Below are 12,552 nucleotides of genomic sequence, written 5' to 3'. Positions count from 1 at the left end.
CATGCCGTCACATGTCATCGATATGATTATGCTGCAAAACAATTTCGGGACCGCCGAAATGCGCCAGGTCTGGTCGGACGAAAACCGGCTGCAAAAGCACCTGGACGTGGAAGCGGCCCTTGCCTTATCGGAAGCGGAGCTGGAGCTGATTCCGGCGGAGGCGGCTTCCGTTATCGCCGCCCAGGCGAAGGTTGAGCACATGGATATCCAGGGAATCGCCCAAGAGGTGCTCAAGGTCAAGCATTCCCTGATGCCGACGCTGAAGGCGCTGCAAAAGCTTTGCGGCCCGGAGCATGGGGAATGGGTGCATTACGGCGCGACGACGCAGGACATCGTGGACACCGGAATGATGCTGCAGCTGCAGGAAGCGAACCGGATTATCGTCCGCGACTTGCGGGCGGTCGCCCGCGAATTGGCCCGTCTCGCGCGCGAGCACCGGGAAACGCCCATCGCCGGACGTTCCCACGGAATGCAGGGGCTTCCGACCACCTTCGGCTTTAAAATCGCCGTTCTTCTTGATGAAACGGTCCGTCATCTGGACCGGCTGCGCGAGGCGGAAGGCCGTGTCTTTGCCGGCGTTTTGGCCGGCGGCGTCGGCACTTACGCTTCGTTTGGCCCGAAGGGGCCGGAGGTCGAACGGCTGACCATGCAGCGCCTCGGCCTGCAAACACCGAATATCTGCTGGCATTCCTCCCGCGACCGCTCGGCGGAATACGCCGGTCTCCTGGGGATGATCAGCGCCACGCTCGGTAAGATGGGCAACGAGTTTTACAATTTGATGCGCACCGAGCTGGACGAGGTGGAGGAGCCGTTCACCTCCGGCAAAATCGGCTCGACGACAATGCCGCACAAGCGGAATCCGGCGATGCTGGAGGGGATCGCCAGTCTGACGAAGCCGATCCGCTACAACACGGCGATGGTGCAAGACTCGATGATCGTCGAGCATGAGCGCGACGCGATGTCCTGGCGCGGGGAATGGATCGCACTTCCGGAAAGCTGCATTTATCTCGCCGCCCAGCTGGCCAGCGCGAAAGCGGTATTGGCAGGACTTATCGTCAAGCCTGAAAATATGCTGCGCAATCTGAACCTGCTGGGCGGGCTGCTGCTTTCGGAGCGGGTTATGTTTGTGCTCGCCAAGCCGATGGGGAAGCAGACCGCGCATGAGGTTGTCTATGAGCTGTGTATGAAAAGCGTAGAGGAAGGCACGCCTTTCCGCGATATGCTGATGGCCGACGCGCGCGTCCGCCGGGCGGTTTCCGAGCAAGAGCTGGCCGAGCTGCTCGATCCGTCCACCTATTTGGGCTCCGCGCCGCAAACGGTGGACCGCGTGCTGGCTGCCGCCGAAGCGTCCGGCTGGCTGGGAGAGGAGGAGGCCCGATGAACCGGAATCCTTCCATTGAATGGGGCGAAATTATCGCCGCTCCGGGCGAATACAAAACCGGAATGGTAAAAGTGGCGGAGCTGTCGCACCGCGGTCCCGTGCACATGCCCGTTCTTATCCTGAACGGGGCTCATCCGGGGCCCTGCCTGTGGCTGAACGGAGCCGTTCACGGCGACGAACTGAACGGGCCGATGGCCATCCGCAATCTTCTGCCTGCGCTGGACCCGCAAAAGCTCCATGGAGCGGTGATCGCCACGCCGATTTCGAATCCGCTCGCCTTCCATGCGAGACAAAAAAACACCCCGCAGGACGGACTGGACATGGACATGCTGTTTCCGGGAGATGCGAACGGAACCCTCTCCCAGCGGCTGGCTTTTCAGCTGTTTGAGCAAATCAAACGGTACGCGACCCACCTGATCGACTTTCACACGCTCGGGACCGCTTACGACGCGCTTCCGTACACGGTTTTCAAACGGCTGCCATCAGCCGATCCCGGACACTGCGACCAAGCGGAGCAAATGGCCCGGACCTTCGGCGGCACGGTCCATTGCCGGGTTGACTTTGGCGGCAACCTGAGCGAGCTGCCCGGCAACGTGTCCGGCTTCCTGGATGTGCAGTGCCTCCTGCACGGCATCCCCGCTTTTATGACCGAGCTCGGCTCGGGCGGCCAGATTCAGCCTGATATGGTTGCCTTCGGCGAACGGGGCATCCTTGCCGTGCTGCATGAGCTCGGCCTGCTGGCGGAACCGGCGGCAGACCGGGAGGAACTTCGGCCGGAGTTGACGTCCGCCCCGCCGACGCTTACCAAACGCCGGTTTTTGTATGCCGACCAAGGCGGCCTGGTAACGGACAGCGCACCAAGCGGCTCCATCGTGCGCAAAGGAGAGCTGATCTGCCGGATAGTCGATATGCTGGGCACCGTCCAGGAGGTTCGCGCCGAACAGGATTCGTACATCATCGCCTCCCGTAAAAATCCGCCTGTTGATACGGGAGACCGGGTTGCCTTTGTCGGGATCGAATGGCAAAAGGAGGAGAAGCGGCATGGCTGACTTTCGCTTGGCAGCTTTAACGGACGCCCCGGCCCTGCTGGATTTGTCCCTTCGCGCTTATGAGCCGATCCGCAAGCTCGGCATCAACTTTGCAGCCGCAACGGCGGACTTGGCCCTGGTGGAGAAGAACATCCGCAACAACCTGTGCTTCGTGATGGAAGAACAGGGTAAGATCGTGTCCACCATTTCGGCCCGTATGCCGTGGGGACCGACGCCTGGCCCGTTCGGCGTACCTCATCTTTGGTGGTTTGCCAGCGACCCGGAGGCGGGGCGCAAAGGCGTCGGCCGCGAAATGATTACCTGGTGCGAGGAAACAATGATCCGGGATACGCTCAAGTCGCCGGCCGTCTCTTTGGGAACGGCGGACAAGCATCCCTGGCTGATCGACATGTATAAAAGGCGTCAGTATGAAATCCAAGGCTCGAAGGATCTCGGCAGAGGACACATCACTATTTTTATGAAAAAAATCCTCATTCCCGATATGGCCGTACAAGGAGGACACTGATGGACCGGTTTACCGTTGATCAAGCCCCGGTATACGAAACGCTGCGCAACCCGGTCATCGACCAGATGGTCCGCCACTCGTCGATCCGCGGCTTTGATACCGCCCGTCCGTTGCCCGAGGGAACGGTTGAGATGCTGGCCGCCTCGGCGCAAAGTGCCCCGACCTCCTCCAATTTTCAATCGTGGAGCGTGATTGTGGTTCGCGACGCCGAGCGGAAAAGCCGCCTTCAGGAGCTTTGCGACAATCAAGGGTTCATCGGAGAGGCTCCTTTGTTTCTTGTTTTTTGCGCGGACACCTACCGGCACCGGCACGTGACGGCCCGGCAGGGCTACCGGTTCGGCTCCGATTATCTGGAGCTGCTGCTTGTTTCCGTCATCGACAGCGCCCTGGCGGCGCAAAATGCCGCGCTTGCCGCGGAAAGCATCGGGCTCGGCTGCTGCATGGTCGGGGCCATCCGCAACCGGGCGCGCGAGGTTGCCGAGCTGCTCCAGCTTCCCGGCGGCGTATTTGCGACCATAGGGCTGGCCGTGGGGTACGCGGCACGGCCCAATCACGTCAAGCCGCGGCTTCCGCAATCGGTTGTCGTGCATGAGGAAAGCTATTCGACGGCCGCTTTGGAGGAAGGGCTGGACGCCTATGACAAGCGGATGGCGCAAACCGATATTTACCGGGGACGGCGGGTGCGGATTCCCGGCGTTACGCCGGATCCGGATGCCGATACGGGGCATTACGGCTGGATCGAGCATACCGCCCGGCGCATGGCGCGCGGCAACGATTTCCGCCGGGAGCTGGTTCCTTTTCTGAAGGAGCAGGGGTTTGTGCTGGAATAACGGACCGTCTGGACGGAGGAAGCAAAAAGCGGAAGAACGAGCGAGGAAGGAGCCGGTCAAATGGCCCAAACGTTGGGAAGAGACTTGTTGTTTCAGGTGCTGGACCAGTATGAGGTAAAGCATGTGTTCGGCAACCCCGGCACAAGCGAGCTGCCGTTTATCGACGGGTTCCCGGAGCACGAAGGAATCGAATACGTGACGGCGCTGCACGAGGCGAACGCGGTCGGCATGGCGATGGGCTATGCCCGTCAATCGGGGAAGCCGGGCGTGGTCATTCTGCATGTCGCGCCCGGACTTGCGAACGGGATGGGCAATCTCTACAATGCTTACCGGGCGGGAATTCCGCTTGTGGTGATCGCGGGGCAGCATCACACCCGGATGCTGCTGGAGGAGCCGATCCTGATGGGCGATCACGTCGGACAGGTGCGCAGCATGACCAAATGGGCGCATGAGGTCCGGCACGCGGATGAACTTCCGCTCGCGCTGCACCGGGCTTTCCAGACGGCGATGACCCCTCCGCACGGGCCTGTCATGCTGTCTGTGCCTTATGACATCGCCCTGGCACCGGCTGCGGTGGATCGGATGGAGCCGCGCACCCGGATCGGAACGGGATTTTGCGCGGAACCGGCGATTTTGGAAACGATCGCGGAGGAGCTTATGCGGGCGAAGCGGCCGCTAATCGTCGCGGGAGACGGTGTGGGGGACAGCCAAGCCCATCTGGAGGTGCAGCAGCTTGCCGAAGCGCTTGGCATCGGAATCGTCGCAGAGGGGATGCCGACCCGGCAAAATGCCGACAACCGCCACGCCTATTTTCACGGAACGCTGCCGATGAACGCCCGGCAAATCCGGCAAACGTTCGGGGAGCACGATCTGCTGTTTTACATCGGCGTCGGCGCGCAAGCGCCGGTTGCGCTGTATGACAACGGAGGAAGCCTGGTGCCGCCCGGCGCGAAGGTGGTTTATTTATCGGACGATCCGTGGGAAATCGGCAAAAACAAGGGCGGCGGAATCGGCGCGTGGGGCGAGCTGAAAACGAGCCTTCGCGCCTTGCTCGCGATTGCGCAAACAAAAAGCAAAACCGACGACGGTCCGATAGGGCGGCGTGCGCTGGAAGCGGCAAGCAAAGCAAAGGAGAGACGGGAGCGCCTGGACGCCCAGCTGCAGGATGATCGTGAAAAGGGCGTGCTTACCGCCCGCCTTGTCGCCGGAGAGCTGGCGGCTCTGCTGCCGGCGGACGGCGCTTTTACGATCGTAAACGAAGCGGTTTCCAACGCCATGCCGTTTATCGATCATCTGCCGCTTTGGGAACCGAAGCAGTATACGGCAGGCAAAGGCGGCGGGCTCGGCCACGGGTCCGCCCAAGCCGTCGGGGCCGCGATTGCCGACCCGGGACGGACGGTCGTCAGCCTGCTCGGGGACGGCACCTTTCTGTATTACCCGCAAATCCTTTACAGCGCGGTGAAAACAAATGCCCGCGTGCTGTTTCTTGTTGTCAATAACAAAGCCTATCACGTGTTAAAAACCGGAATGCAGGCAATGGGCGCCCCGCTTGGCGAACCCAAACGGCTGGATTGCCTCAATCTGGACGGTCCGCTCGACTTGGCTCCGATGGCGGAAGCGTTCGGGGTGCCTTCCGAGCGGATTACGCAGCTTGAAGCGCTGCCGGCTGCCCTCCGCAGGGGGTTGCAGGCAGACGGGCCTTATTTTCTCGACATCTCGGTTACAGCCTGAGGAGGTTCGAAGATGATCAATTACCATTTGTACATCAATGGCGAGTGGGTCGAAACGGAGCGGCGGCTTGAGGTCGAAAACCCGGCTACGCGGGAGGCAGCGGGCACGGTGGCTTACGCCGGAAAAGCGGAAGCGCTGCGCGCGGTCGCGGCGGCGGAAGCGGCGCTTCCCGCGTGGAGAAGCAAAACGGCCAACGAACGGGCCGGTCTCATCCTGCGTTGGCATCAGCTGATAGAACGGGACAAGGAAGCGATTGCCCGGATCATGACGCTCGAGCAGGGAAAACCGCTTGCCGAAGCATTGGGAGAAGTCCAGTACGCCAACAGCTTTCTTGCCTGGTTTGCGGAAGAGGGCAAGCGGGTGTACGGGCAAACCGTTCCGGCGTCCGCTCCGGACAAACGCATCTTGGTGCTCAATCAGCCGGTCGGCGTGGTCGCGGCCATTACACCCTGGAATTTTCCGGCCGCGATGATTACGCGCAAGGTGGGGCCGGCTATTGCCGCCGGCTGTACAGTCGTGGTGAAACCGTCGGAGCTGACGCCGCTGACCGCCTACAAGCTGGCGGAGCTTGCACAGGAGGCGGGCCTTCCCGCCGGCGTGCTCAACATTGTAACAGGGAACGACCAAGAGATTGGGGAAGCCTGGATGGCGGATGAGCGGGTGCGCAAAATCTCCTTCACCGGCTCGACCCGCGTCGGCAAGCTTCTTATGCGCCAGGCCGCCGATACGGTCAAAAACGTTTCGCTGGAGCTTGGCGGCCACGCTCCGTTTATCGTAACGCCAAACGCCGATCTGGATCTGGCCATGCGGAATCTGGTCATTCCCAAATTCCGAAATTCCGGCCAAACCTGCGTTTGTCCGAATCGGGTGTATGTCCATGAATCGATCCGGGATGATTTTCTGGCCCGGTTGACGGAGGAGGTTCGGCGGCTCAAGGTCGGGAACGGGCTGGAGGAAGGCGTGACGGTTGGTCCGCTGATCAACCAGCAGGCGGTTGACAAGGTAAACGCCCACCTGGACGACGCGGTCGCCAAAGGGGCGACGCTGGAGACGCCCCGGGCTGCCGCCGATGGAACGGGCTACTTTGTTTCGCCCGCCGTGCTGGCGGACGTAAGCGACGACATGCTCTGCATGCAGGAGGAAACCTTCGGCCCGGTCGTCCCGGTCGCCGTTTACCGGACGACCGAAGAAGTGCTGGAGCGCGCCAACCGGTCGCGCTACGGTCTTGCTGCGTATGTGTTTACGCAGGATCTGAAAGAAGCGTTTGCCTTATCCGAAGGGCTGGAGTACGGCATTGTCGGCCTGAACGACGGGCTCCCGGCGACGGCTCAAGCGCCTTTTGGCGGGATGAAGGAAAGCGGGCTTGGCCGGGAAGGCGGCCGCTGGGGCCTGGAAGAGTTTTTGGAAGTGAAATATATCTCGATGTCTCTCTAGCTTTCGGAAAAAAGACCGGCCGGTTCGCCTTGGCGAAACCGGCCTGTTTTTCGTCCCGTTTTTCAGTCGGTTATACGAACCGGATGCCTGTCCAATCTTCGTTCAGCGACCATAACCGGCTGGCGAGTCGCGGCTATAACCAGCATACAGGCTGGAGTTTACTCCATGGCAAGCGCGCCGTAAAAAAGATTCGCCGGACTGCCGGTGAGGCAGACGGCGAATCTTTTCGAGGAAGCGAGAGGTCAGGCTACTGCAGCAGCCACAGGGCCGGAACTACGTCCGGGGTCCAGTCGGGCAGGGCGGTATGGGCTTGCCTGCAGACGTAAATGCGGCCGCCGTAGGTGACTTTGCTGCCTACCGAGTAAGCCGTGTAAGCCGACCAGGCGGGAGCGCCCGGCGTGACGGTTGGCGTCGGTGTCGCTGTCGGCGTGGCGGTAGGAGTTGCCGTCGGCGTCGGTGTCGCCGTTGGTGTTGCAGTAGGAGTTGCCGTCGGCGTTGGCGTCGCTGTCGGTGTCGCGGTAGGGGTTGCCGTCGGCGTCGGTGTGGGCTGATTGCCGCCAAGCTCGGCGTTCAATTTGTTGAGCAGCGTATGGTTGCGGTCGCCGCTGGTTTCCCAGAACATGGCGCCGGCAAGTCCCTTAGCTTTCAGGTAGCTGACTTTGTGTCCGATGGATTGCGCATCGTCGTAGGTAATAAACGTTTGGTTGGAGGGATTGTAGAGATAAGGCACTTTGGCGGCGTCATTCCAGTAGCGGGTATAACCGTTCTTGTTGATGTAGTTCGCTTCCAGGTCATAAAAATCGTAGACGCCTCTCTCCCAGGTTCCGGTCGAGGACAGGCCGGCGGATACCTTATACTGCCCGTTGCCGGCGGACGGCGCTCCGCCGTAGCCGCGACCATAGAAGGGAAGGCCCAGCACGAGTTTGTTTGCGGGAACGCCGTTTTGCAGATAGGTTGTTACGGCTTTGTCCACGTTAAACGAAGCGGGATCGGAAAGTCCGCTTCCGGCCGCGGCGGGATCGTAATAAAGCGGGGCGTTGTGGCCGGTCACCGGGTTCCAGCTGCCGTTGAAATCGTAGGTCATGATGTTGATCCAATCGACCGTGGATGCGATCCCGGCCAGATTGTTGTTCTGGACGTACGTAGGACTGGCGCCGGATGCGATGGTGAGCAGATAGGTTTTGCCGTCCGCCGAGCCCGCCGCGTTCAGCTTCTCCCGCACCTTTTGCAGCAGGAGCACATAATTTTGCTTGTCCTCGGGCCGGACGCTGTTCCCGGCGAGTCCGCCGCTGACCGGATACTCCCAGTCGAGGTCGACGCCGTCCAGCTTGTACTTGCGGATAAAATCAACCGCAGAGTTTGCGAAGACTTCCCGGGTCGCCGCGGAAGCGGCCACATCGGAGAAGCGGTTCGACCAGGTCCAGCCGCCGACGGAAATAATCGTTTTGAGGTTCGGGTTGCGTTCCTTGAGCTTCCACAGCTGCTTGAGGTTGCCTTTGATCGGGTCGTCCCAGCGGTCGTCCCCGAAGCTTTTTTGCGCGTCGATCCAGGGATCGCCGAGGACAATGGTTCCGTTGGGCACGTTGATGGCTTGTCCCTGTTCGTTTTGACAGGTCCAGGTCACCGGATTGGGGCCGGTCGGATCGGGATTGCCGTGCCGTCCGTCCCAGCAAATGTCCGCAAAGGCGTAATTGATCACATTCAGTTTCGCGGGGTCGATGTCGCTGACGTTGTACTGCCGGCCATAGGCCGCCCAACTGGCATAGTAACCGATTTTCTTGTAGTCGGTCGCGGCTTGCGCCTGCTTGCCCGCGGGGACGAGGGGCGACAAAAGCGTGAGCAGGAGAGCAGCGGCCAAAGCCGCGGCAAAAGGTTTGCTTTTTTTGGACATGTTCATTCCATCCGCCTCCTTTCAGGATACCTTGCTGGTCTTCCGCCGACAGGTTCTGCTGGTGTGCAATCACCTCCCGCTTCATAAGACGTCCGCCGATAACCTTATGCCGGTGCTGGATGTACTTTTATTTTCCATTTAATTACCAATTTTGAACAGGGGGAAAATAATCTGAAAAGGGGGGAATATTCTCTAAAACTCGCGGAGAAACCTTGCTAGAGTCCAAAAAAGAGAGGACCGCCGGTAAAACGGCGGCCCTCCCGGGGCGAGATATGGGACGAAAAGGGTACACGAGATGCGATAAGCTGATCACCTCCGGCGAAGCAGCGAAGACCAGCACAGCCCCGTCCTAGGATTCGGGCCGGTGCATCGCGGCATAATGGGCGGCAACAGCGGCGCTCGCCTCCGCCATCCGTGCGACAAGCGCTTGCGGCTCGACAATGGTCAGCGCCCTTCCGTAGGGGAGCAGGAAGTAAGGGGCATACGTATACAGCGACTCGCCTCCCAGCAAAAAGGACGCCTCGCCGCTGCTGCGGCCCGTCAGCGAATGGCTGAACAGCCAATGCCGGCACAGCTCGTCGAGCGCCCTTTCGGAACCGCGGATGACAACCGTTACATTGGCCGGATCTTCGACGGAGCGGGGAAGAAGGCTACCGATCAAAAACTCTTTGGGAGAGAAACCGGACGGCCGCTTAAACCGGCTCTCCGTGTGCGAAACGCCGCTGATCCGGTCGACGCGGAAGCTGCGTTCCGCCCCGCGCAGCCGGCAAAAGCCGACGGCATACCAGTGGCCCTTCCAATGCACGATGCCGTAAGGGTCAAACTCCCGGCGGAGCAGCGCTCCGCTTTTGCCGCCCGTATGCTCCAGTGCGACCGTGCGCCCTTCGGCCGCAGCGACCTCCAGCACCTGAAGCACGGGTTTCAGCCGTTCATCAGCCGGAGGGGTCAGCATGGAAACTCCGCCGCTGTGACGCTCCATCCGTTCGCGCTGCTCATCATTTGTATACTGCTTCAGCTTGCCGATCGCCCGGCTCAGCGCATCGGCGAACGGATAGCCGGCCTCCGCCGCGAAGGAGGAGGCGTGCATAAGCGCTTTCTGCTCGTCCGCATCAAAAACAAGCGGGGAATCGACAAACCGGTCCAGCAGCCGGTAGCCGCCGTTCGGTCCAAGCTCGGCGATGACGGGCACGCCGCTCGCGCACAGCGAATCAATGCATCGGTAAACGGTACGTACATGAATCTCCAGCTCTTCGGCAAGCTGCTGCGCCGTCATGCGCCGCCCTGTGCGCAGAAGCCATAAGATGGAAAGCATGGTGTCGGCTCTGGGCATCGTCAACAACCTTTCCGCCAGGCAGAGTAAAACCTGGATGATGCCCTCATTTTAGCGGAATCAAACGTAAGGCGCTACACCTTTGTCCACCCAGGAATCATAGGTTTCGCCGTACACAACCGGCGGACGCAAGCCGGCCTGACGCATCAGGACGGTCATTTGCCCGCGGTGATGCGCTTGGTGCATGAGGCCAAAGTGCAAGGATGCGCTCTTCTTCCAATAAGAATCTCCCATAGGGGTCTCTTCGGCCAGCGTATCGTCGTTCCACTGCGTCCGAATGGCGGCTAGAAACCGGCCGCTGATTTTCCGGTACTCCCGTGCGATAATTTCGGCGGACGACGGCGCGAGGTCGCCGCCGTCCGGCCCTTCAAACGTAAGCCCCAGATAAGTAAAGTAGGGGATCGAGATGACCAAATGCCAGGCAATTTGGCCAAGCGTCCGGCGTTTTTCGTCAACAGGCTGCGCAAGCGAGGCGTCCGTCAGCGCGTCCAGCACCCGCTCCGTCAGCAAAGCTTCCTGCTCCCATTCGGCAATGAAATCTTCCAGTCGGGTATACATGTTCCGTTCCTCCGTTCGGATTCTGTTCGGGATTCTTTTGCTTCTCCCGCAGTATACAGGACCATGCCTGACAGGTTTGGTCAGTCTTTCATCGCTGTAAAAAATCGGTGTTCCGTTTGACGAGCCGAAAGGGAATGGAAAGGACGAGCCTCTTGTAGCCGCCCGAATGTTACGATTATGCCGAACGAAAAAAAACTGGCTGAAAAGGTACTTGGCGAAGAGAGGGAGGGTTGGGTCCGGTAAAGAGGCAGTACCAGGGAACGTCGATGCGAATAGGTGCAGCACGAAACCTATTCTCTTCGAATTTCGGCTCTAACTCTAAATTGTGCCGTACACGCACTTGTTTTATAAGAAACAACCGAAACGAAGAGAAAGTGGAAGAAATAAGCAACGTTTTGCATTTACTCGGTCAAAATAAAGGATAACGGCCGCTTTCGTTGCTTTTCTGCACTTCCTGCTCCCAAATGCAACTGATAGCAAGTGGGAAATGAAGTCCCTCTTGTCTACCGCGTTGGACGGCTTGCTCCACAAGAAAAGCGGTGCTGCAAAGCGATCGTTTCCTAGAATGATGTATAGGTCAAAATGAAACGTTACTCCTTCGGCTTAAATGGAAAAAGAAGCCTCCGTATCCGCACGTTAAGGCGGGTACAGGAGGCTCTTTGGTTTTATGGAAGGTATGCGTATGCCCATGCCGCAGTTACAGAAACATAGCGCCTAGCGCCCCGCCGACAAGCCCGAGCCCCACGACCGACAGGAAAACAAACCAGACGACCCGGCGCGGAAACGAACGGTACACCATCAGCAGCGAAGGCAGGCTGATCGAAGGCAGCGTTACGAGCAGCGCGCCCGCCACGCCGGTGCCGAAGCCGTAGGCTAGAAAGGTGCCGATGATCGGGATTTCCGCCGCCGTCGGAATCACGAAAAGCGTTCCCGCCACGGCGAAAAGGATGACCGCCAGCAGACCGTTCAACGCTCCTTCTCCGAGGGACGGGAACAGCCAGGCCCGTGCCGCGCCGAGAAGCAGTACGGTCAGCAGATAAGCCGGCACGATGGTCAAGAGCATCGTCCCCATGCTTTTCAGCCAGCGGACCAGCAGCGGCCCCTTCGGCTCTGCAGCCTCCGCGCCCGCAGCCTCTTCGGCAAAGGCCGGATCGGCTTTGCCTCCGGCGAGCCGATTGGCCAGATGGCTGACGCCGAAGGTCAGGATCAGACCGAGCGCCACGCGCAGCAGCGTAAACTTCCAGGAAAGCACGAACGTCATGAAAATGAGCGTCGCCGGATTAAGCGCCGGGTTCCCGAGCCAGAAAGCCAGGCTCGCGCCGACGGAGACGTTTTTCTTCCGCAGGCCGACGGCGATCGGGGCGGCGCAGCAGGAGCACATCATGCCCGGGAGGGAGGCGGCGCCGCCGTAGACGGTGCTTTTAAAGCTGGTGTTCCCGAGCACCTTCAGCAGCCAGCGTGTCGGGAGCAGCACCTGTACGAGCGAGCCGAGCAAAATGCCGAGCAGCGCCGCTTTCCAGACGGACTTGAAATACACGACCGCGTAATCCCAGGCCGCCTGCCAGGAAGGGTCCGGCGCGACGCCGTTGTCTCCGGTCAGGATGGAAGAGCCGATCGTATGCTCGGCCGCCGCTTTCAGTGCCTTCCAATAATAAGGCCACCATTTGACATACGTTAAACCGCCGACGGCAACCAGGAGAAACAGCAAAGCGAAAACCAGCGGTTTGTAGCCGCCGGAGCGGCCGCTCCCAGCCGAAGGGGAATGTTGATGGGTTGGCAATGCAAGGACCTCCAATGGAATAAAAATGTCAAGGCTCTTATTATAGCATGGACAAGAGGAAAG

At 60.1% G+C, this 12,552-nt stretch carries 10 protein-coding genes; 6 read left to right on the top strand and 4 right to left on the bottom strand.

The genetic code is table 11. The features are described 5' to 3' along the window. Position 1 precedes the first annotated feature (1 nt). Genes purB through AC6I6H_RS05125 form a run of 6 tightly spaced genes read left to right on the top strand, consistent with a single transcriptional unit; the run spans position 2 to position 6,930 of the window. Positions 2 to 1,381, top strand: coding sequence for an adenylosuccinate lyase (purB, locus tag AC6I6H_RS05150; protein WP_497952319.1), 1,380 nt, complete (start codon positions 2 to 4; stop codon positions 1,379 to 1,381). Continuing rightward, entirely contained in the window at positions 1,378 to 2,430 is a 1,053-nt protein-coding gene (locus tag AC6I6H_RS05145; protein WP_497952317.1) for a M14 family metallopeptidase, read from the top strand. Before purB ends, AC6I6H_RS05145 begins: the two co-directional genes overlap by 4 nt. Then, positions 2,423 to 2,935 (top strand): GNAT family N-acetyltransferase, encoded by a 513-nt coding sequence (locus AC6I6H_RS05140; RefSeq protein ID WP_497952315.1) that lies wholly within the window; start codon positions 2,423 to 2,425, stop codon positions 2,933 to 2,935. Before AC6I6H_RS05145 ends, AC6I6H_RS05140 begins: the two co-directional genes overlap by 8 nt. Then, positions 2,935 to 3,765, top strand: a complete 831-nt coding sequence (locus AC6I6H_RS05135) for a nitroreductase family protein (protein WP_497952313.1) — start codon at positions 2,935 to 2,937, stop codon at positions 3,763 to 3,765. The genes AC6I6H_RS05140 and AC6I6H_RS05135 overlap by 1 nt, the downstream gene beginning before the upstream one ends. 60 nt (positions 3,766 to 3,825) lie before the next feature. Then, positions 3,826 to 5,496 (top strand): thiamine pyrophosphate-binding protein, encoded by a 1,671-nt coding sequence (locus AC6I6H_RS05130; protein WP_497952311.1) that lies wholly within the window; start codon positions 3,826 to 3,828, stop codon positions 5,494 to 5,496. A 12-nt stretch (positions 5,497 to 5,508) separates the two neighbouring features. Next, the gene (locus AC6I6H_RS05125; protein ID WP_497952309.1) at positions 5,509 to 6,930 is read left to right on the top strand and encodes an NAD-dependent succinate-semialdehyde dehydrogenase; all 1,422 of its coding nucleotides are present in this window, start codon (positions 5,509 to 5,511) and stop codon (positions 6,928 to 6,930) included. Between the two features lie 247 nt (positions 6,931 to 7,177). On the opposite strand, the gene AC6I6H_RS05120 is transcribed toward AC6I6H_RS05125, so the two are convergent. From AC6I6H_RS05120 to AC6I6H_RS05105, 4 genes are all read right to left on the bottom strand, one after another. Beyond that, on the bottom strand, positions 7,178 to 8,827 hold the full coding sequence (locus AC6I6H_RS05120) for a glycosyl hydrolase family 18 protein (protein WP_497952307.1): 1,650 nt from the start codon (positions 8,825 to 8,827) through the stop codon (positions 7,178 to 7,180). Between the two features lie 343 nt (positions 8,828 to 9,170). Then, positions 9,171 to 10,151 carry a helix-turn-helix transcriptional regulator gene (locus AC6I6H_RS05115; RefSeq protein WP_497952614.1) on the bottom strand — a complete coding sequence of 327 codons (981 nt, stop codon included), beginning with the start codon at positions 10,149 to 10,151 and terminating at the stop codon, positions 9,171 to 9,173. Between the two features lie 60 nt (positions 10,152 to 10,211). After that, entirely contained in the window at positions 10,212 to 10,709 is a 498-nt protein-coding gene (locus AC6I6H_RS05110; protein ID WP_497952305.1) for a DinB family protein, read from the bottom strand. Positions 10,710 to 11,406: 697 nt separating this feature from the next. Further along, positions 11,407 to 12,489 (bottom strand): permease, encoded by a 1,083-nt coding sequence (locus AC6I6H_RS05105; protein WP_497952303.1) that lies wholly within the window; start codon positions 12,487 to 12,489, stop codon positions 11,407 to 11,409. Between the last annotated feature and the right edge of the window lie 63 nt (positions 12,490 to 12,552).

It is taken from the genome of Gorillibacterium sp. sgz306347, from assembly GCF_059735245.1.
Note: the sequence above shows the minus strand (reverse complement) of the source record. Positions and strands in the feature narration are given on the sequence as shown.